The organism is Pseudomonas sp. Irchel 3E19 (assembly GCF_900187585.1).
Taxonomy (GTDB): domain Bacteria; phylum Pseudomonadota; class Gammaproteobacteria; order Pseudomonadales; family Pseudomonadaceae; genus Aquipseudomonas; species Aquipseudomonas baetica.
The window spans coordinates 1-19566 of sequence record NZ_FYDT01000077.1; the positions used below are offsets into that span (position 1 = coordinate 1).

Sequence of the window (19566 nt, forward strand, 5' to 3'; positions counted from 1 at the left end):
GAGCACGAGGCCTGCGGCCTCGCGTTTGAATTCAGCGGAAAAAGAACGACGTTGTTTGGTCATCAGACACCTCTATCTGGCGAGCATTCTCGCCTAAATGGGTGTCCGGTTTCATTAGACCACTACAACAATCGCCAATCGAGATCGCCCGCGCACCCGCCGCGACTGGGGGCAAAATTGGGGGCATAGCTTAAATTTCAAGCTCTAAAACTACCGCCCTAGAGCCGAGTCAAAATGTTTTTTGGAGAGAACGACCTTGACTGTATATACAGACTTCGGGCTTACCAGGCTTTGCGGCGCGACTCTGCATCAACCGCAACCGCTCTCCAAATCGGCAACCCTTTAACAAGCGTCTTCGCGCCTTCAGGCTCTTGCAGTGATACGACCTGCCCGGGGAAACGAGAGTCGAACGCCTCTCAAGTGGCATATCTACCGAGATCCAAGATATCCGCGGGAGTAAATGTGGGAGTATTTTTTTAGACATGAAAAAGCCCAACCTTTTCAGATTGGGCTAAGTCATTGAAAAATATGGTCGGGACGGAGTGATTCGAACACTCGACCCCTAGCACCCCATCTCCTTTTTCATATTTCTTGAAAGCCTCGAAAATTTCACTGTGGATTTTCAAAAGCTAGTATTTACTTGAGCTCCAGCGGTGTTCTGCTCTACGAGAGTCCAGTAACGTCCATCAAGAGCCGACGTTTTTGTGGGGGGAAAAGTAGGGGGAAGCCATTTTATGGCCAAAATCACCATTAAAGAACTCGAGTCGCTGACCGCCAACGATGCCGGCCGAATCCTCAGGGAGGATGGCAATCTGGCCGGTCGAATCTCTGCCCGAAATATCGATTTGGTACAGCAGACCTGGTTCCTCCCCAGCGAAAACGTCAAAGGCACCTGGGGCAAGAAATAGGACCGCCATGTCTGCCTCTCCCCCTTCGCCCTGCATTTCTTTCAGGAACTCAAGACCTAGACGGGAGATTCCCAGTGGTGCTGTCCGAACAAGCAGGATGATGGGCATGTGGACGTAAAAGTGGTGAGCATGAGCTAAATAGATATTTAAACATCACTAACAGTGCGCCCAAAAAAGCTGATCAAACCGAGTAGTGCAGCTCTGATTCAGTAGCTACCTCTTGATCCCTCAATCCAGACCAGAGGTCTGGGCGGATGAGCGTGCGACCGTCCTTTATCAGGTCAACGGCAAACCGGTACCGTCTTTCAAAACAACCTGTTTTAGAAACCCAAAACCGCTCAGCTTTCGTGGACTGAGCGGTCTTGGGGCTGTCTTGCGACAACTCCTTCAGGGCTGTGCCTCTAGCTCACGGGCACAACCCTTGTGCAATTCGGCCGCCAGCTTCTCTTCGTCCAGCGCCCCTTCCCACTTGGCAATGAACAGCGTGGCGACACCATTGCCGATGACGTTGATCAACGCCCCGCCCTCGGAAATGGAACGGTACACCCCAAGTACCAACACCAGCCCCGCCGCCGGGATCACATCCAGGCTGCCGAGGGTCGCCGCAAGGGTAATGAACGCACCGCCGGTGACACTGGCCGCGCCTTTGGAGGTCAGCAATAGAATCAGCAACAAGGTGATCTGGTGCCACAGGTCAAGCGGGATATCCAGCGCCTGGGCAATGAAAATCGCAAGTACCGTCATGTTGATGCAACTGCCATCGAGGTTGAAACAGTAACCCGAAGGCACCACCAGCCCCACCACCGACTTCTCGCACCCCAAGCGCTCAAGCTTGCCCATCAACCGAGGCAATGCCGACTCCGAAGACGAGGTACCCAGCACCAGAAACAGCTCATCGCGGATGTACTTGAGAAACTGCCACAGACTGAAACCCGCCAAGCGTGCGACCAGATTGAGAATCACAAACACGAAAAACAGCGCGGTCACGTAGTAGCAGATCAGCAAGTTGCCATACGCCCCCAGGGAACCCACGCCGTACTTGCCAATAGTAAAGGCCATGCCGCCAAAGGCCCCCAACGGCGAGACGTACATTACGATCTTAACCATCCGGAAAAACGCCTGGGCCACCAGGTCGATCAGGTTCAGCAGCGGCTTGCCGGCGGCACCGAGCATCTGCAAGGCGAAGGCAAACAGGATGGAAATGAACAGCACCTGGAGGATATCGCCCTCGGCAAAGGCGCCGAACACGGTGCTGGGCACGATATGGGTAAGGAACCCCACCACACTCTGTTCGTGCGCCAACTTGCTGTAGCTGTCGACGGCATGGACGTCGAGAGTCGCCGGGTTGATGTGCATGCCTGAGCCGGGTTGCATCAGGTTGACCCCGATCAGCCCGATCACCAGCGCCAGGGTGGTCAGCACTTCGAAATACAGCAACGACTTGAAGCCGACCCGGCCGATGCGCTTGAGACTCTGCATGCTGGCAATGCCGCTGACCACGGTGCAGAAGATGATTGGTGCAATCAGCATCTTGATCAGTTTAATGAACGTGTCGCCCAGCGGCTTCATCTCTTCGCCGAGGCTGGGGTAGAAATGGCCGAAAATGATGCCTAGCACAATCGCCAGCAGCACCTGCACATACAGATGGCGGAACACTCGGCGCAGACGTGAATGGCTCGGTGGTTTTTCGGCAATCGAGGGTGTAATTGTTGTTGTCATGATAGCTTCCTCGCAGGCGTGATGCGTTTCCCCAGGCAGCCGATCGCCCTACCGGTGCGCGATCGATCGCCAGGGAAGATTGTTTCGGGGGGGATGGTTACTTCTGGATGTACTCGGAAATCTCGATCAGGTTGAGATCGGGATCACGCAGGTACACCGAGCGAATCGGTCCCCTGGCACCGGTGCGGGTCACCGGTCCGTCGACCAGCGGCCAGTTCACCGCTTTAAGGTGGGCGATGACCTCGTCCAGTGGTGCGCTGGCGATAAAGCACAGGTCCAGGGCCCCAGGTACGGGCACGTGGGCCTTGGGTTCGATTTCATGGCCGCGCACGTGCATGTTGATTTTCTGGTTGCCGAACGTGAAAGCCACCCGGCCCTCACCGAATTTTTCCAGGTGCATGCCCATCACCTCGGTGTAGAAATGAATGGTCGCTTGCGGGTCGGTGGCGGTCAGAACGATGTGGTCGACGTGATCGATCATCCCAACCACCGGAGCACCTGGCGGCACGATGGCCGCCGCCACGGCAGGCGTTATCTGCAGCAATGTGCCCAGGGACAACGCGGCAATGAACAACGAGACAAACTGACGGACCGGTTTGATTGTTATTGTTTTCATAAGTGGACCTTCTTGTTAGGTGGTGAAGCATTTACGACACGAGGTTGATCAGGTTCCCCGAGTGGTAGCCCTGCAGGTTGCCCAGGATGCCGTCGGCCAGCCGTTGCAGGCTGCTCTGGCTGGCCCAGGCCACATGGGGAGTGACGATCAGGTTGGCATGGCGGCTGTTGAGCAAGGGGTGGTCGGCCGGAGGTGGTTCCTGGCACAACACATCGAGAGCCGCGCCACCGAGGCGGCCGCTGTCCAGTGCATCGAGCACTGCGGCCTCATCTACCAACGGTCCGCGAGCGGTATTGATCAGCAAGGCGCCGGGTTTCATCTGTGCCAGTTCCGGCGCTCCGATCAGGTGTCGAGTACGCTCGGTCAGCGGACAGTGCAGAGAGATCACATCGCTTTGCGCCAGCACCGTTTCAAAAGACTGGTAACCCTTTCGCACCGGGACCACGCCACGGTGTTCGGCAAACAGCAATTGCATGCCCAGGGCGCTCGCCAGACGCGCAGTGGCCAGGCCGATGCCGCCCCGGCCGATGATGCCCAGCACGCTGCCTTGAACATCCTGAATCAGCGCGCGATGCACGCAAAAATGTCGCGAGTCCGGCCAATCCCGCAGCGCGGCGGCCTGATAGACGAACAGCTGTCGACGCAGGGCGAAGATTGATGCGATCACCGACTCGGCGACGCTTTGCGCCGAGTAGGCCGGGACGTTACACACCGTCACGGCAAAATCGCGGCAGGCCGCCAGGTCGATGCAGTCGTAACCGGTGGCCGCGACGCAAATGAATCGCAGGTTCGGCAATTGCTCAAGTTCAGCCCGGCCAATGCGTACCTTGTTGGTGATCACGGCATCGGCATCCCGGGCGGCGTCCACCACTTGGTCCGACATGGTGTCGGGGCGGTCCTGCCAGTCCGTGACCCAGGCCGGGCGAGCAATGCTCACGGGCAAGCTGTCGCTGTCGAGAAACACTACTTTCATGCTGCACGCTCCGGCTGGACGGGTTCGGAAATCTCGATCAGGTTCAGGTCCGGATCACGCACATACACCGAACGGATCGGCCCGGTGGCACCGGTGCGCAACACCGGGCCTTCGATGATTGGCCAGTCGATACGGGCCAGGTGCGCAATCACTTGATCCAGGGGGATCGAGGCGATAAAGCACAGGTCCAGCGCTCCCGGCACCGGCAAGTGCGCCTTGGGCTCGAACTCGTGGCCACGCACGTGCAAGTTGATTTTCTGCTGACCGAAAGCGAACGCCTTGCGCCCACCGGCGAAGGTTTGTACCTGCATGCCCATGACCCGCACGTAAAAATCCTCGGCAGCCACGGGGTCGATGGTGGTCAGCACCCAATGGTCGAGATGATTGATCATGGGTGCAGCTCCGGGGTGCAGGCCGACGGAACCTGTTTTTCCAGGCTGGCGACATGGGCGGGTATCGGGTGCAGGTCCAGGCGTTTACCGGCCTTGAGGATCTGGCTGGGAATGTCGTGGCCGACTAAACCCGGCAACTGCGCGGCAACTGCCAGCACCCGATCCAGATCAACCCCGGTGTTGAAGCCCATCAACTGCAGCATGTGCAACAGGTCTTCGGTGCACACATTGCCGCTGGCCCCCGGCGCATAAGGGCAACCGCCCAGGCCGCCGAGGGACGAATCGAAACGATCGACCCCGGCCTCGATGGCCGCCAGCGCATTGGCCAGGGCCATGCCACGGGTATTGTGGAAATGCAGGGTCAGTTGCAGCGCCGGAAAACGCTCACGGACGGCCCGAGACAGCGCCTCGACCTGACTCGGGTACGCCATGCCAGTGGTGTCGCACAAGGTCACGCCGCGAGCCCCCAGGTCGGCAAAACGCTCGACCCAGTGCAACACCTCCCCCACCGGTACATCGCCCTGCATCGGGCAGCCGAACACCGTCGACAACGACACATTGATCGCCACCGGGCCTTGGCCGATGACGCTGACCACTTCGCTGAGCTGGGCAAACGACTGCTCGCGGCTCATGCGCAGATTGGAACGGTTGTGCGGCTCGCTGACCGACATCACCAGGTTGGCTTCATCAATGTTGCACGCCAGAGCCCGTTCGGCGCCACGCACATTAGGCACCAGCACGGTGTATTCCACCGCAGGGTTACGCTGGATGCCCTGCATCACCGCTTCGGCATCGCGCAGCGCAGTGATGGCCTTGGGCGAGGTGAACGAGGTGACCTCGATCTTGGCGAAACCACACTGACTGAGGGCGTCGATCATGGCGATCTTGTCGACGGTTTCGATAAAACGCGCTTCATTCTGAAAGCCGTCACGTGTGGCGACTTCCTGCAAGAAAAGACGTTGCATGTTCATTCTCCGGTTCAAATGATGCCGCGTTGGCGCCAGTCGGCTTGCTGCGCAGTGTCGATGCCGAGCTCGCCAAGAATCTCGGCGGTATGCTGGCCTAGGGTCGGCGCCGAACGAGTCACGTTGCCAGGCGTGGTGCCGAGCTTGGGGACGATGCCGGGCAAGGTCACCGGTGTGCCGTCGTCCAGGTGACTGTCGAGCAACATGTCGCGCGCCCGGTAATGCGGGTCTTGGGCAATGTCGGCAGCGTTGTAAATCTTGCCGGCCGGAATTCGCGCTTCGGTCAGGATCGACAAGACTTCGTCGAGGTTGAGCCGCACAGTCCATTCAGAAATCGCGGCATCGATGCGTTCAACCTGCAACACCCGGCCGTGGTTTTGCGCAAGATCGGGATCGGCCCCCAGATCACGGCGACCAATCACCTCCATCAGGCGCTGATAGATGCTGTCGCCATTGCCGGCGATCAAGGCAAAACCGCCGTCGCGGCAGCGATAGGCATTCGTCGGAGCAATACCAGGCAAACTGCTGCCAGCGGGCTCACGGACGACGTTGAACACCGAGTATTCGGGCAACAGGCTTTCCATCATGTTGAACACAGACTCGTACAGCGCCACGTCGATCTGCTGGCCGTCACCGCCGTTCTGCTCACGATGACGCAGGGCAAGCAGAATCCCGATCACCCCGTGCAAGGCAGACAACGAGTCGCCAATGGAAACGCCAACCCTGACCGGCGTGCGCCCAGGCTCGCCGGAAAGATGCCGCAGTCCGCCCATCGCCTCACCGATCACGCCAAATCCAGGGCGATCACGATAGGGCCCGGTCTGGCCGTAACCGGAGACCCGGAGCATGATGAGTTTTGGATTCAGGGCGTGCAGTGTGTCCCAGCCCAACCCCCAGCTTTCCAGGGTCCCGGGGCGAAAATTCTCTATCAGCACATCCGCATCGGCCAGCAATTGGCGTACGACCTGCTGGGCTTCACTCTGGCGTAAATCGAGGGTCAGCGAGCGTTTATTGCGAGATTGCGCGGCCCACCAGACGGAAGTACCGTCGTGCAGCAAGCGCCATTTGCGCAATGGGTCACCCGTAACAGGAGGCTCGATCTTGATCACGTCGGCGCCAAACTCACCGAGCATTTTCGCCGCAAATGGCCCGGCAATGAGTTGACCGAGCTCGACGACCTTGACACCTTGCAGAGGTAACCTCATGACGTTTTCCCGTTCTTGTTGAGTACTTGTGGCATGGATAATCGACACAAATTCGGCAGATGAAAATTTCATATTTCGCCACTACTCTTTCCAGAATGGAAAACCTTGGATCCCTTTGATGATTAACCCCCTGCATTTCGATCTGCTGTCATTGCGCTTGCTGATCTTCGCCGCCGAATCCGGCAACCTGACCCGTGCCGCCGAAAAAGCCAACATGACGGTCTCTGCGGCCAGCAAACGTTTAGCCGAGCTGGAGCGAACGACCCAGTGCCCACTGTTCGTGCGCCTGCCCAGAGGGCTCGAACTGACCGCGGCGGGACAAGGGATCGTTGAACATGCCAGAACGATTCTGGAAGGCGTGAACCGTATGGCGTGCGACGCCAGTGATTACGCCGTTGGTGTGCGTGGGCATGTGCGGTTGTTCGCCAACACATCCGCCGTCGTCCAGTTCCTGCCGGATGACCTGGCGTCGTTCCTGCGGGCAAACCCGAACGTGCGCATAGGGCTGGAAGAAGCGCTCAGCGAACCCATTATTCAAGCCGTGGAAAACGGGCGTGCCGATATCGGCATTTTTGCCGATAACGTACCGGCCGAGGGACTGTACAAACTGCCCTACCGTGATGACCGACTCGTGCTACTTGTGCCCGTTGGCCATGAACTGGCCAATGAGCGCCGTGTGTCCTTTGCCGATACGCTTGGCTTCGATTATGTAGCGCTCAACCAAGGCAGCTCGTTGCTGCGCAGAATCACCGATGCCGCCGTGAGTGCGGGCAAGATCCTCAAGGTCAGGATCCAGGTCAGCAGTTTCGACGGCATCTGTCGCATGATTGAAGCAGGCTTGGGTATCGGGATTTTGCCGTTGCCATCTGTACGTGCCGAATTGCTCGGTACCCGCTTGATTGCGGTCGACTTGAGTGATGACTGGGCTCATCGCACCTTGTTCGTGGGGGTCGCAAGTCAGGCGCAACTGGCCCCGGAAGCGGCCAAGTTGTTTGAGTATCTGAGTAGCGTACATGGCTGACAGCGGTGTAAATGTCCCTGTCCGCGCACTTGGGTTATGGGTGGCCAAAATCAAAAAAAAAACACTGCCTCATGTGTACGTGGCACATGCGACAGTGGCAAAAGCGCAATAGTTACCTCACGTCTAATTTACGAATGCGCACTACGTCCGTACCCAGACGACTTCGCGAAATTGTCCTCGACAGTTCCAGTGCCATCCAGATACCCGTGCTTACGCAAATCAGGCATTAATACCGAAGCAATGAACGTCACGCATACCAATGCAGCTACGTAATAGAAGAAGTAACTTTCAATCCCCATAGACTTAAGCATCAATGCGACGTACTCCGCGGTGCCGCCACACAATGCATTGCCGATAGCATAAGGCAGACCAACGCCCAACGCCCTGACCGAGGCCGGATAAAGATCCGCTTTAAGTACGCCAGTTACGGGCGTATAAAATGCAGCAATAAGAAGACCAGACATAATTAGCGCAAAGGCCGCATAAGGGCTCGACACCGTCTTTAACGTGGTTAAAATCGGCACAACCAACACTGTTGCCAAACCACCAAATATCATCATGCTTTTTTTCACGCCAATACGGTCTGCCAGCATGCCGAAAAATGGCTGGCAAATCATGAAGCACACTAAGGCAGACGTCATGATAAAACTTACCGTCCCCGCATCCATCCCCACCGACAGCACCAGGTATTTCTGCATATACGATGTGAACGTATAGTAGTACAGGGAACATCCCATGGTGATAGCCACAGTTAAAATTACGGCCCGCTTATGCTTTAACAATGCACGAACAGATCCGGCCTCCTTACTCTTCATTTCTTTTACTGAAGCCGTTTCGGTCATGGACCGACGTAGAAACACGACCACAATGGCGCTAATTGCTCCGATGAAAAATGGAATTCTCCAACCCCAGGCTTTCAAATCTTCCGGAAGCAATACGTGCTGAAGAACAGCAACCGTCAGCAGCGCAAGTAGCTGACCGGCAATAATTGTGGAATATTGAAATGAACCGAAAAATGATCGGCGCCCGACAGTCGACATTTCACTGATATAAGTGGCACCTGTTCCGTACTCAGCGCCCACTGAAAGTCCCTGCATCAGCCTGGCTACAACCAACAGGATGGGTGCCGCGACACCAATCGTCTCATAAGTGGGCATGATCGCGATCATCAAAGACCCACCGCACATCATGAAAATCGAAATAATCATTGATATTTTTCGACCGCGCGTATCGGCAATGTAGCCAAATATCCAACCACCGAGGGGGCGCATAAAAAAGCCGACAGCAAAAATCCCCGCTGTCGCTAACAATTGACTATTTTGATCTCCTGCCGGAAAAAACAGCGAAGCAAAATAGATAGAAGTATAGGCATAGATGAAAAAATCATACCATTCAACCAAATTGCCCGAGCAAGCTCCAAGTATCGCTCGAACCCGTGCTTTATTTGTAATAGGAGGACGCTTGACAGCACTGTTATCAGCATTACTTATTATTATCATTTCAATCTCCACGAGCAGAAATAATCTGTTGACGCGTTTATGCGCTAAACCACCAGCCTAAGAACAGTCCACGCGAAGACAAACGCCAATCGCACAGACTGTCAGTTCAATCATCTAATCAATTAATAAAATCATTTAGGGAAAAGGCTACTTCAACCGAAACGGTAAACGCCTTGATGTGTCTTCATAGTGCATTTCTCACTGCAATGCAGACTCAAAAACTGGCGCGCGCCTGCATCGAAACTGCGCCATCAGGCAAACTGACCCATAACAGCAAGTCATCACCTTCATGGACAGCATTTAATGTTAGCGTCACTCCCAGCAAGGCAGGACGAACGCCTCGATAATTAAAGAGTTTTACTGGCTTTCCCGCGATACGTTCGGCATAGCCTGCCAGCAGAGTCGCGTTCAGTGGACCATGTATTACTTGACTCGCGTAACCTTCAACATCTCGGCAGTAATCAACGTCATAGTGAATACGATGACCATTGAAAGTCAGCGCTGAATAGCGAAACAACGTGGTCGAGGTAGGCAGCAATTCATAGGAATGAGTGACCTGCGGCATAGCGGCGAAAGGTTTGTTTGAGTCGACTGGAGTTGCCTCCTTGTAGACGATGTCGTGATGTTCGGAAATGGCGACTTCGCCGGCATGCAAAATTTCATGCAATACGGTGACAAACACCAGTTCACCACTACGACCTTTCTTGTGCTCGATCGAAACAATACTGGAGCGTTTCTCGACGCTGCCATCCAACGGCAACGCTTTCTTGAATTCAAGCTGTCCACCGGCCCACATGCGATTCGGCAGCGGCACGGGAGGCAAGAAGCCACCTCGCGCCGGGTGGCCATCACGCCCCAACTCTTCAGGCGGCAGCCCGTCAAGAAAATACAACCAGTGCCACAATGGCGGCAATGGATAACCCGAGACCAAATCGCTTTGTGGGATGCCCAGCGTTGCAGCCATCAAACGCGCATGGCGTGAAGACAGGACATCGTGGTCGACATGGGTCTTGCCGATCCACTGCCGAAGGTGTTGAAGATCAATAGTACTCATGCAGGGACCTCCTCTTGTTTGTTCTGTGTGGCTGTCGCCTGGAACTCTTCGCGCAAGCGATCACTGTGTTCACCCAGGAGCGGAGCTTTTTCGAATCGTTGTTCGTCCCAAGGAGCGCGTACTGGAGAAGCAATCATCTCGACTTCACCGGTCTCGACTGCCATCGGCCATTTACGAAGGCCTGGATGTTCTGCCATCTCGGCTACGGAACGCACCTGACCAAACGCGGTATTGGCCTGACCCAGTTTGTGGATCGCCTGTTCGGCACTCAGGGTGGAGAAGGACGCACTGATGAGCGCATCCAGCGCGTCTCGGTTACGGACGCGTTCTGTGTTGGATGCAAAACGAGGATCAGTAGATGCGCCAGTACCTTCAAGGAACAGGTTAGAGAACTGCTGCCATTCGCGTTCGTTCTGAATACTGATCACGATGTCTCGCTGATCGCCAGTGGTATAAGCACCGTATGGAGCAATTGAAGGGTGGCGCAGCCCCTGGCGAGTTGGAGCTCCATTGCCATAAATTTCGTGCAGGTAGGGAATAGTCATCCAGTCCGCAGCACCATCGAACAACGAAACGGAAATCCCGGAGCCCTGCCCGGTTCGTTCTCGTAATTGCAACGCCGAAAGCACGCCAATCGCAGCATTCAAACCTGCCCCGATATCGCATATCGACACGCCGATGCGGCCATAGCCCTCAGGTGAACCGCTGATGCCGGCCAGACCGCTTTCGCATTGGACCAACAGGTCATACGCCTTCAAACCACTGGCGGGCCCCTCAGTACCGTAACCACTGATGTCGCAAGTGATCAATTGTGGATTCATTGCCCGCAACTCTGCGCTGTCAAACCCTGCGCGAGTAAGGGCTCCGGGAGCCAGGTTTTGCACGAATACATCAGCGCTGGCGATGATCCGTTTCAATAGCATCGCGTCGTCGGCATTTTTGAAATCCAGTACAAGCGATTCCTTGCCTCGGTTGGTCCATAGGAAATACGAAGAGTGACCTTTGGCGGCGTCGTCATAGCCCCGGGCAAAGTCCCCTTCTGCGCGCTCGACCTTGATGACCCTTGCACCCATTTCCGCCAAACGACAGGTACATAAAGGCGCAGCCAACGCCTGTTCGATGGAAACGACGGTAATGCCTTTTAAAGGTTTTGTAGTGGACATCAGGTTCTCCCATTGACAGTTCGCGTACACAAGTATGTGCAAATCACGGTTAGGGGAGCAGCGAGCTTTTACGAAGACAACGTTTGTAAAATACAAACACTGTGGGACTTACGAGAGGTTAGATTAGACAAAATCCTCATGATTTCGCCGGAGACTAACACAATGATGTACGACTTGATCGACCTGAAGGTCTTCTTGGCCGTCGCCGAGGAAAGCAATCTGTCGCGGGGCGCCGAGCGCTGTAATCTCGCTCCCTCCTCAGTCAGTTTGCGCATAAAAGGGCTTGAAGCCAGCCTCGGTACCCCCTTGCTGCTGCGCCAGGCCAGGGGTGTGGGTTTGACCCCGGCGGGTCATGTGCTGGTCGAACATGCAAGACGCTGCATGGCTCAGTTGGAGCAAATGACCACTGACCTGCAGCCGTTCGCCAACGGTTTGATCGGCCACGTGACCTTTTTTGCCAACAACAATGCCATCAGCTCATATTTACCGGATGACCTGGCACGCTTTTTCTCCAAGCACCCCAATGTCCGCATCACGCTTGAGGAGCGATTGAGCCATGACATTATTTCAGCCGTGTCCTCAGGCCGTGCCGACATCGGAGTGGTAGCGCTGGAGTCCGACCATCCAGATCTGGAATTTCTGCCCTACCGGCAGGACCAATTAGTCCTGTTAGCGCCATTAAACGGTCGATTTGACAACCAGCATTCGGTTAGTTTTTCCGAATGCCTGGGGCTCCCATTTATCAGCCTTCAATCGGGTGCGGCACTGCATACCTTTTTGATGAATCACGCCAGTGCCCTTGGCGGGCGATTAGATGTGCGCGTCCAGGTCTCCGGATTTCGGGCAATTGCTCGCCTGGTCTCATCGGGAGCGGGTATCGGCATCGCCCCACGCTCAGCGTTAGAGCCAGCAGACCTGGATCGCCTTCAAGTTATCGATCTCGTAGAGGGATGGGCCAAGCGTGATTTACGAGTGTGCGTACAGCGCAACCCGCGAGAAAAGAACGCGTTGCGAGACAACCTGATAGAGATTCTTTGTCAGCCCGCAAATGATCGATAGCGCAGAGAGCATGTTTCCCGGTTCTTACACCTCAGTGGATTGGCCTGCGCGGGCCAGCACTCGGCGGGCTTGGCGAGCGACGGCCTCATCGACCATGACCCCGTTCACTTGCCCGACACCCCGACAGTTTTCAATGAGAATGGCCCGCGCTGCGACGATCTCATCGGCGGTCGGTGTGAACGCCTGATTGATGGCAGCAATCTGACTCGGGTGGATCGCCGCTTTACCGGCAAACCCCATGTCGGCAGCCTGGAGCGCTGCCCGCTCAAGCCCGGCCAAGTCGCGAATATCGAAAAAAGGAGAATCGATAGCAGCGATAGCCGCTGTCGCGCACGCGCTCACAAGCGATACACGTGCGAAGGTGAGATTCGCTGCAAAGGGTCCACAGCCTAGATCCGCCGCCAGATCCGCAGCCCCGAACATAAGTGCAGCGAGTCGGGGCGTCGCATGAGCGATGTCTGATACCGCGTTGAGTCCGACCGCGCTTTCGATCAAGCCGATCAACTTGGTGCTCAGTCCCTTTTCGCTGAGCAGACGGTCCACTATCTGCAAATGCGCAGCAGATTCGGTTTTGGGAAGTAGCAGAAATTCAGGCTGAACCGGACTTGCCAACAGTTCGAGCACGTCACAAAGCCCCGCGGACGTATCCAGTCCGTTGATACGAATAATGCAAGGGAACCGCGTTTCCTTGGCAGCATTGAGTGTGGTGAAAGCAGTAGCACGAGCACTTTTTTTGTCTTTAGGCGCTATCGCGTCTTCCAGATCAATGATCAAAATATCGGCGTCCACCTCCTCGGCTTTGGCGAAACGTTCAGGGTGTGTTGCCGGCGTGAAAAGAGCACTGCGCAGACGTATGGACATTTTCTACTCCAGAGGTGGTGAGGTGCCGCAAGGCGTGCTGTGATCCTTGCCGGCGTGAACCACCATAGCTAGACGAATCCCAATGGACTATTGTATGGAGCTATCGATCTTCATATGTTTTACAAATACCTATGGGGCTAACATTTATGGAGCTGCGTCACATCCGCTACTTTCTAGCCGTCGCCCAAGAGCAGAATTTCACCCGTGCTGCTCAGAAAATCGGCATCGGACAACCTCCATTGAGCTTGCAGATCCGCGACCTGGAGCGTGAGGTGGGCACCCGGTTATTTCACCGAATTCCGCAAGGCGCAGAGTTGACTGCGGCTGGGCAGGCGTTTCATGACCTGGTTCGAAACATACCGGCTCAGGTAGAACGAGCAACGCATGCGGCTCAACGAGCCGCTCGGGGCGAGTTGGGGGCGCTGCGCATAGGTTTCACTGCCTCCGCAAGTTTCAATCCGGTCGTGGCTGCGGCGATTCGCAATTTTCGGCGGGCATACCCGGACGTCGATTTGACCCTGGAGGAAAGCAATACCATTCGATTAATGGCAGGCCTTAAGGAAGGTGACCTGGACGCGGTTTTTATTCGCCCAGGAATAGCTGAAGCTGATCATTTGACGATGCGAACTCTCTCGGAGGAACCGTTGCTCGCGGTTCTGCCAAAAGATCATGTGGCTGCACGCCAGAAAAAATTGAGCCTGAAAGATCTCAGCCAGGACCCTTTCATTCTCTATCCCAGAGAAGTAGGACCTACCTTATTCGACACCGTTATCGCTGCTTGCCGCGATGCGGGCTTTGATCCGATTCTGGGACAAAGCGCTCCACAACTTGCCTCTGTCGTGCATTTGGTAGCAGCGGAACTGGGTGTTTCGCTTGTACCGGCTTCGATGCAGCAAGTGCATGCCGCAGGGGTGGTTTTCAAAGAGATAAATGATGTATCACCTATCGCCCGGCTTACACTCGCCTGGCGTCGCAGTGACAACTCGATTTTCCTGCAGAACTTTATAAATTGTGCAGTCAGTTAACTACACACTCTCCGCCGGTATGGAAGCCGACTGCATTCGAAAGAGGCCATTGTGAAGAGCTAAAAAATTGTCGTGAAGTGATTAGTTTTTTCACACCCACCGAATGAGCAAAAACACCAACAGCACATTCAATACGGCCAGCGAACTCAGGCCCGCCAGCACACCGCCAGCGCCCCAGGTCTGTAACAGGTAACCGCCTGCGAGGGGAGTCAAGGCTTGTCCAATGAGCGAAGGCCGAGCCATGCGCCCCATCAGCAAAACATAATGGGTGGGCGACATAAGAGCCAATGGCAGCAGGCCTCGGACTATCGCCCGCAAACCATTACCCGCACCGTAGATCACTAGACCCAGGGCAGTCATTGCCGGCGCGATGGTCACAAACAATAGCCCCATGGCTACGAATACTACGGAGATCAATGTCGTCCAGATAGGGTGTCTCTTTCGCGAGAACACTTGTAGAACGCGCGAACCTACCTGGCTCGGACCGAGCAAGGCGCTCAGTCCGATGGCGGTTGCAAGCGAGTAGCCCTGCCCCTGCAGCAATGAAATCAACTGCACAGACATTGCCGTCATGATCACCGCACCCAACGCAAAAATCAGTGTGAGCAGCAAGTAGGTCCGCCTGTCGATTGAGAGGCTTTCATCACTCATGGCATGGCTTTTTGCGAGGGGGCCCGCGCCCCGCGCCAGCACCCAGAGATAAAGCGGTGCCACGACAATGACCAACAACACCCCATAAGCCACGCACGTCATGCGCCAGCCAACATGTTCGATGACCAACGCAACCGTGGGCCATGACAGCGTTGTCGCAAACCCGGAAATAAGCGTGATGCCGGTAATTACACTACCCGCCCGCTCCCCGTATAGAGAACCTAAAGTGGCGAATAGCGCTTCATACAACCCCAGCGCCATACCGACGCCAATCACCGCCCAAGACAACAGAAACATCGGCAACGAGGTCGAGCTGGCCATCAAAAACAGCCCGATGGCGACGCCCAGGCCACTACTGGCCAGGATGGGGCGGCCGCCGTAATGGGCGACAAGCCGACTGGTCAATGGCGCCAGCATCGCGGACACCAGAATGCTCAGCGACAGCGCGCCATACACCCATTGGCTGGCCCAACCGGTCTCTCTCATGATCGGATCGGCCATGACGGCCATGAGGAAGAACGAACCTCCCCAGACCAGAACTTGCAGCATTCCCAATGTAAAAATGCCGAATACGCCAGGCAGTTGCGTTTGATGGTTCAAGACAGTGTCATCAGCGGTGAGTAAAAAACGGAAGTGGTGGGTAGCTGCGCAACTACGGGTAAGTGAACGATTCATCTAGCCATCGAATCAGCAGCTGCGTCGTCAACTGCGGATGCTCAAGCGGTGGCAGATGTCCACATTCAGCCAGCACAACCAGACGTGATTGCGGTATGCCCCGATGGATCTCTTCGGATTCGGCAGGAGGGGTGATTTCGTCGTTCTGACCCACAACGATCAACGTAGGCACTGCAATCGTTTCGAGCAGAGGCCGATAGTCCGCACGCTCGATGATCGCCTGTTGCTGACGAACGAAACCTTCTTTTCCAATCGTTTGCGCCATCGCCTGAACGGTATCTGCAATGGGCGTACCGATGCAGCGTGGATGCACGAGCCTGGGGAGCAATTGCGGCGTCACGCCCTTGAACCTGCCCATTTGAGCCAGTGTCAGCAGACCCCGTCGTGCCTTGGCTCGGGCTTCATCGTCCGGTCGCACAATGGTGTCCAACAGGGCCAGCTTCTTCACCCGTTCAGGCGCCTGCCGCATGATTTCCATGGCCACATACCCACCCATGGACAACGCGGCGAGAGCAAAGAGCGGTGGTGCCTCATCCAGTGTTCGTTCCGCCATCTGCGCAATGCTGGCGTCGAGGGAGACATCTGGAATGTAGATGGGCGTCGAGTGTTCCAGGGACGTCTTCTGGTGTGCCCAGAGACGCTCATCACAGAGCAATCCGGGAATCAGCACGAGCGGCATGTTGTTGAAAGCCAACAGGAGTCTCCCTCGAAAGGTTGGGTCAAGGATGGACGGCTTTCGCACGCTGGGGCTAGCAGATTGGCCGTTGGCTCAAAGCATGTGCCCAGCCCAGATCTTGCGACTGACCAGATCGGCAGCGATCTCGATGAACGCATCCCCGACAAATTTGGCGGCCGGACTGACTCGCCTGTCCGCGGGAAAAACCTGAACAAGTTTGCGCATGGGAATGGGGTCGACCAAGGGAGCTGCACTGAGTACACCCGCTTCGATTTGCGTGTAAATCGATGCCAAAGGCAAAGCGGTCAAACCGAAGCCATTGCAGACCAAGGCAATCATCGCTCCAAAGGAGTCGGCTTCAACGCTGGTCTTGAGCTTGATCCCGACTTCACGCGCACAATCATCCAGAATCACGCGAAGGCTATGTCGAGCGCTTGGCAATACCAATTGCTGCTCAGCCAACGACTCGAACGACACCGGTGTATCAAGACGCAGGTTGGCGCTGGCGGGGCCGACCAGCAGCAGATTCTCCATCATCACCGGCACGATACGCAGCGTATGCAGGGGTTGGGGATCGTAAGAAATCGCCAGTTCCAATTCGCCACGCTGAACCCAATCCAACAGATAGCCGCTGAAGGCCGAGGAAAACCTGACGGCGAGATTTGGATGCGCTTCTTTGATCTTGCGTACCAACGGAACGGTGACAATTTCCGCTACCGTCGGCGTCGTACCGATGACGACCGTTCCCCGAAAAGAAGTCTTCCCTCCCACCACCGAACTTCGAATGGACTCCATTTCTTCCATTATTCGGGTGGCATGCGCCAGCACTTCGCGGCCGGCATCGGTAATCTCCATGCCTCGCCCGTGTCGATCAAACAGGTAGGTGCCGAGCTCCTTTTCCAACAATCGAATTTGCCGGCTAAGTGCCGGTTGCGCGATGTGAAGCCGGTCGGAGGCCTTGCTGAGACTGCCTAGCTCGGCCACATGAATCAGGGTCTTGAGTTGAACGACATCCATTACCAGGCCTGTCAGCATCGGGCTCGGCGCGATATGCGTCGAAAGTGCTGTGAGTGTAATCGCATTTGCGCACCTTGGAATGCACCGCAAACCGCGTGTCGTGAGGTCTCAGGAGTTTCGAGTCGGCTGTATCCCCCGGCCCACCGGGGCTGCTCGCCAAGCTATAGAATTTAGGTATATCAGTTAGGCCTGCCTGACGGCTTATTACCCTTCTGACTCTGCGGTAGCGTGCAATCAACGTCGGCGCCAAAGAGCGCTCGACTCACTACAAGAATAAGATTCGAGGGCTCGCGCCATGATGTTCAATGCTTCGTCTTACCTGACCTGTCCGGCTTCCTCCGGCCACGTAAAGCTCGCCACGCTCGTGCATCCTCCCTCCCCCTTCTCTTCAGAAACCCGGCCGTGAACGGGTTCACGCCTCTTCGTTAAACCCAACAACCCATCGAGTCAGTCACGTCGGATACGCATCAGCGTGCTCCTCGTATCGCCTCGCCTTGAAGAAAGGGTGAACATCATGTCCGCATCAATCACAGACGCCAAAGACCACGCTGCCGAAGCCGCTCCGATGAGAGCGCCGAACCGCGTCAAAGCCATCATGGGTGCCTGCTCGGGCAATCTGGTGGAGTGGTACGATTTTTTCATTTACGCCTACACCGCCATCTACTTTGCCGCTTCGTTTTTCCCCAAGGGAGACACTACCAGCCAGCTACTGGCGACCGCGGGCGTCTTCGCCGTAGGCTTTTTCATGCGCCCGCTCGGTGGCTGGATATTCGGCTGGATCGCTGACACTCGCGGCCGCAAGGTTTCGATGATCATTTCGGTGTTCATGATGTGCGCCGGATCGCTGCTGATCGCCGTCATGCCGACCTACGCAACCATAGGCGTCGCGGCGCCGATCCTGCTCGTGGTAGCCAGGCTGATTCAGGGCCTGTCGGTCGGTGCTGAATACGGCACCGGCGCCACCTACATCAGCGAAATCGCGACACCGGGCCGCCGCTGTTTCTATGGCTCGTTTCAATACTTCACCATCATTGCCGGTCAGCTGCTGGCCTTGATGACCGTAGTAATTCTCCAGCAAACCCTGACCGGCGAAGAGTTGCGAGAGTGGGGTTGGAGGATTCCGTTCTTCATCGGCGCACTGAGCTCGATCGTGGTGGTGTATCTGCGTCGCGCCATGCATGAAACCGCCAACAAGAAAGACATGAACCGCAAGGATGCCGGCTCTCTGCGCGGCATGTTCAAACACAAACGCGCGGTTGCCCTGGTGGTGGCGTTCACCATCGGCGGTTCGCTGTATTTCTATACCTTCACTACCTACATGCAGAAGTTCCTGGTGATCTCCGCCGGTTTCAGCCCGGAAACGGTCAGCTTCATCATGACGGCGGCCCTGGTCGGCTTCATGCTCTGCCAGCCACTGTTTGGCTTGCTCGCTGACCGTATCGGGATCAAGACACACATGTTGATGTTTTCCGGATTGGCCATGCTGCTGGTGATCCCGCTGCTCTACTCCCTGCAGTCGGTCAGCAACCCGTTTACGGCATTCCTGCTGGTGTTTGGCGGCCTGGTCATTGCATCGCTCTACACCCCGGTTGCCGGGATCGTCAAAGCTGAACTGTTCCCGCCTGCGGTGCGTGCGCTGGGCGTGGGCTTTCCATACGCCGTCGGTAACGCGGCATTCGGTGGCACTGCCGAGTACGTGGCCCTGTCGCTCCGTTCACAGGGTATCGAGGAGTACTTTTTCTTCTACGTCGCGGCGGTAGTGACTATCACCTTCATCGCTGCGATGTTGATGCCGAACCTGTCTCGCCATGGGTACATCAGCGGTTCCGGTGAGATCGAAGAGCGCACCGGACTCAAGGGTTGCTCAAAACCGAGCACCGCCAGGGTCTGAACTAACAGCAGCTACAAAAAAGGGCCTGCCGGGCTAATGCCAGTCAGTTAAGCTGACTGGCATTTTTGTTTTTGATCGGATACTTCGGCGATTTGAGCCTGATTGCCCGAGGATAAATGCGCTCCTCGCGTCGATGTGGCAGGACATAATGCGGGGCTGAGGCATGCAACTCTGCGAGATATTTGGGGATGTTCCC

Annotated in this window: 17 protein-coding genes and 1 pseudogene; 5 read left to right on the forward strand and 13 right to left on the reverse strand. The window is 56.1% G+C overall.

What is annotated here, in order from left to right; translation table 11 throughout:
• Nucleotides 1-833 precede the first annotated feature (833 nt).
• Nucleotides 834-1037, forward strand: a pseudogene (locus CKW18_RS30735) (site-specific integrase); the annotation flags it as partial.
• 258 nt (nucleotides 1038-1295) lie between these two features.
• Here the strand turns inward: CKW18_RS30735 and CKW18_RS28120 are convergent.
• From CKW18_RS28120 to CKW18_RS28145, 6 genes are all read right to left on the reverse strand, one after another.
• Nucleotides 1296-2627 carry a dicarboxylate/amino acid:cation symporter gene (locus CKW18_RS28120; protein ID WP_095191767.1) on the reverse strand — a complete coding sequence of 444 codons (1332 nt, stop codon included), beginning with the start codon at nucleotides 2625-2627 and terminating at the stop codon, nucleotides 1296-1298.
• A gap of 97 nt (nucleotides 2628-2724) precedes the next feature.
• Nucleotides 2725-3108 carry a VOC family protein gene (locus CKW18_RS28125; protein ID WP_095191780.1) on the reverse strand — a complete coding sequence of 128 codons (384 nt, stop codon included), beginning with the start codon at nucleotides 3106-3108 and terminating at the stop codon, nucleotides 2725-2727.
• Between the two features lie 166 nt (nucleotides 3109-3274).
• Nucleotides 3275-4216 (reverse strand): D-2-hydroxyacid dehydrogenase, encoded by a 942-nt coding sequence (locus CKW18_RS28130; RefSeq protein ID WP_095191768.1) that lies wholly within the window; start codon nucleotides 4214-4216, stop codon nucleotides 3275-3277.
• On the reverse strand, nucleotides 4213-4608 hold the full coding sequence (locus tag CKW18_RS28135; protein ID WP_095191769.1) for a VOC family protein: 396 nt from the start codon (nucleotides 4606-4608) through the stop codon (nucleotides 4213-4215). The genes CKW18_RS28130 and CKW18_RS28135 overlap by 4 nt, the downstream gene beginning before the upstream one ends.
• Entirely contained in the window at nucleotides 4605-5573 is a 969-nt protein-coding gene (locus CKW18_RS28140) for a hydroxymethylglutaryl-CoA lyase (protein ID WP_095191770.1), read from the reverse strand. The genes CKW18_RS28135 and CKW18_RS28140 overlap by 4 nt, the downstream gene beginning before the upstream one ends.
• Before the next feature lie 14 nt (nucleotides 5574-5587).
• Nucleotides 5588-6778 (reverse strand): CaiB/BaiF CoA-transferase family protein, encoded by a 1191-nt coding sequence (locus CKW18_RS28145; RefSeq protein ID WP_095191771.1) that lies wholly within the window; start codon nucleotides 6776-6778, stop codon nucleotides 5588-5590.
• Nucleotides 6779-6896: 118 nt separating this feature from the next.
• Here CKW18_RS28145 and CKW18_RS28150 point away from each other — a divergent pair, with 118 nt between their 5' ends.
• Nucleotides 6897-7799 (forward strand): LysR family transcriptional regulator, encoded by a 903-nt coding sequence (locus tag CKW18_RS28150; protein WP_095191772.1) that lies wholly within the window; start codon nucleotides 6897-6899, stop codon nucleotides 7797-7799.
• Between the two features lie 128 nt (nucleotides 7800-7927).
• Here the strand turns inward: CKW18_RS28150 and CKW18_RS28155 are convergent, their stop codons facing one another.
• From CKW18_RS28155 to CKW18_RS28165, 3 genes are all read right to left on the reverse strand, one after another.
• Nucleotides 7928-9298: an MFS family transporter gene (locus tag CKW18_RS28155; protein WP_095191773.1), complete on the reverse strand. Its 1371-nt coding sequence runs from the start codon at nucleotides 9296-9298 to the stop codon at nucleotides 7928-7930.
• Between the two features lie 214 nt (nucleotides 9299-9512).
• Nucleotides 9513-10352 (reverse strand): MaoC family dehydratase N-terminal domain-containing protein, encoded by an 840-nt coding sequence (locus CKW18_RS28160; protein ID WP_095191774.1) that lies wholly within the window; start codon nucleotides 10350-10352, stop codon nucleotides 9513-9515.
• Nucleotides 10349-11515 (reverse strand): CaiB/BaiF CoA-transferase family protein, encoded by a 1167-nt coding sequence (locus tag CKW18_RS28165; protein WP_095191775.1) that lies wholly within the window; start codon nucleotides 11513-11515, stop codon nucleotides 10349-10351. The genes CKW18_RS28160 and CKW18_RS28165 overlap by 4 nt, the downstream gene beginning before the upstream one ends.
• A gap of 162 nt (nucleotides 11516-11677) precedes the next feature.
• Between CKW18_RS28165 and CKW18_RS28170 the strand changes: the two genes are divergently transcribed.
• Nucleotides 11678-12574, forward strand: coding sequence for a LysR substrate-binding domain-containing protein (locus CKW18_RS28170; RefSeq protein ID WP_095191781.1), 897 nt, complete (start codon nucleotides 11678-11680; stop codon nucleotides 12572-12574).
• Between the two features lie 24 nt (nucleotides 12575-12598).
• Here the strand turns inward: CKW18_RS28170 and ripC are convergent, their stop codons facing one another.
• Nucleotides 12599-13435: an itaconate degradation C-C-lyase RipC gene (ripC, locus tag CKW18_RS28175; RefSeq protein ID WP_095191776.1), complete on the reverse strand. Its 837-nt coding sequence runs from the start codon at nucleotides 13433-13435 to the stop codon at nucleotides 12599-12601.
• Nucleotides 13436-13581: 146 nt separating this feature from the next.
• Between ripC and CKW18_RS28180 the strand changes: the two genes are divergently transcribed.
• Nucleotides 13582-14460, forward strand: a complete 879-nt coding sequence (locus tag CKW18_RS28180) for a LysR family transcriptional regulator (RefSeq protein ID WP_095191782.1) — start codon at nucleotides 13582-13584, stop codon at nucleotides 14458-14460.
• Nucleotides 14461-14550: 90 nt separating this feature from the next.
• Here the strand turns inward: CKW18_RS28180 and CKW18_RS28185 are convergent, their stop codons facing one another.
• The 3 genes from CKW18_RS28185 to CKW18_RS28195 form a co-directional block, all read right to left on the reverse strand.
• A complete protein-coding gene (locus CKW18_RS28185) occupies nucleotides 14551-15660 on the reverse strand; it encodes an MFS transporter (protein ID WP_095191777.1) in 1110 nt (369 codons plus the stop codon).
• A gap of 103 nt (nucleotides 15661-15763) precedes the next feature.
• Nucleotides 15764-16480 (reverse strand): alpha/beta fold hydrolase, encoded by a 717-nt coding sequence (locus CKW18_RS28190; RefSeq protein WP_256587116.1) that lies wholly within the window; start codon nucleotides 16478-16480, stop codon nucleotides 15764-15766.
• A gap of 75 nt (nucleotides 16481-16555) precedes the next feature.
• Nucleotides 16556-17497 carry a LysR substrate-binding domain-containing protein gene (locus CKW18_RS28195; RefSeq protein WP_170947336.1) on the reverse strand — a complete coding sequence of 314 codons (942 nt, stop codon included), beginning with the start codon at nucleotides 17495-17497 and terminating at the stop codon, nucleotides 16556-16558.
• A gap of 496 nt (nucleotides 17498-17993) precedes the next feature.
• Here CKW18_RS28195 and CKW18_RS28200 point away from each other — a divergent pair, with 496 nt between their 5' ends.
• On the forward strand, nucleotides 17994-19370 hold the full coding sequence (locus tag CKW18_RS28200) for an MFS family transporter (RefSeq protein ID WP_095191779.1): 1377 nt from the start codon (nucleotides 17994-17996) through the stop codon (nucleotides 19368-19370).
• The last annotated feature ends 196 nt before the right edge of the window (nucleotides 19371-19566 follow it).

What these genes read in the sequence shown, in the direction of transcription:
- ripC (WP_095191776.1), bottom strand. Translation starts at nt 13,435, where the DNA reads ATGTCCATACGTCTGCGCAGTGCTCTTTTCACGCCGGCAACACACCCT.
- CKW18_RS28185 (WP_095191777.1), bottom strand. Translation starts at nt 15,660, where the DNA reads ATGCTGCAAGTTCTGGTCTGGGGAGGTTCGTTCTTCCTCATGGCCGTC.
- CKW18_RS28140 (WP_095191770.1), bottom strand. Translation starts at nt 5,573, where the DNA reads ATGCAACGTCTTTTCTTGCAGGAAGTCGCCACACGTGACGGCTTTCAG.
- CKW18_RS28120 (WP_095191767.1), bottom strand. Translation starts at nt 2,627, where the DNA reads ATGACAACAACAATTACACCCTCGATTGCCGAAAAACCACCGAGCCAT.
- CKW18_RS28160 (WP_095191774.1), bottom strand. Translation starts at nt 10,352, where the DNA reads ATGAGTACTATTGATCTTCAACACCTTCGGCAGTGGATCGGCAAGACC.
- CKW18_RS28195 (WP_170947336.1), bottom strand. Translation starts at nt 17,497, where the DNA reads ATGCTGACAGGCCTGGTAATGGATGTCGTTCAACTCAAGACCCTGATT.
- CKW18_RS28165 (WP_095191775.1), bottom strand. Translation starts at nt 11,515, where the DNA reads ATGTCCACTACAAAACCTTTAAAAGGCATTACCGTCGTTTCCATCGAA.
- CKW18_RS28145 (WP_095191771.1), bottom strand. Translation starts at nt 6,778, where the DNA reads ATGAGGTTACCTCTGCAAGGTGTCAAGGTCGTCGAGCTCGGTCAACTC.
- CKW18_RS28135 (WP_095191769.1), bottom strand. Translation starts at nt 4,608, where the DNA reads ATGATCAATCATCTCGACCATTGGGTGCTGACCACCATCGACCCCGTG.
- CKW18_RS28150 (WP_095191772.1), top strand. Translation starts at nt 6,897, where the DNA reads ATGATTAACCCCCTGCATTTCGATCTGCTGTCATTGCGCTTGCTGATC.
- CKW18_RS28155 (WP_095191773.1), bottom strand. Translation starts at nt 9,298, where the DNA reads ATGATAATAATAAGTAATGCTGATAACAGTGCTGTCAAGCGTCCTCCT.
- CKW18_RS28130 (WP_095191768.1), bottom strand. Translation starts at nt 4,216, where the DNA reads ATGAAAGTAGTGTTTCTCGACAGCGACAGCTTGCCCGTGAGCATTGCT.
- CKW18_RS28200 (WP_095191779.1), top strand. Translation starts at nt 17,994, where the DNA reads ATGTCCGCATCAATCACAGACGCCAAAGACCACGCTGCCGAAGCCGCT.
- CKW18_RS28170 (WP_095191781.1), top strand. Translation starts at nt 11,678, where the DNA reads ATGATGTACGACTTGATCGACCTGAAGGTCTTCTTGGCCGTCGCCGAG.
- CKW18_RS28125 (WP_095191780.1), bottom strand. Translation starts at nt 3,108, where the DNA reads ATGATCGATCACGTCGACCACATCGTTCTGACCGCCACCGACCCGCAA.
- CKW18_RS28180 (WP_095191782.1), top strand. Translation starts at nt 13,582, where the DNA reads ATGGAGCTGCGTCACATCCGCTACTTTCTAGCCGTCGCCCAAGAGCAG.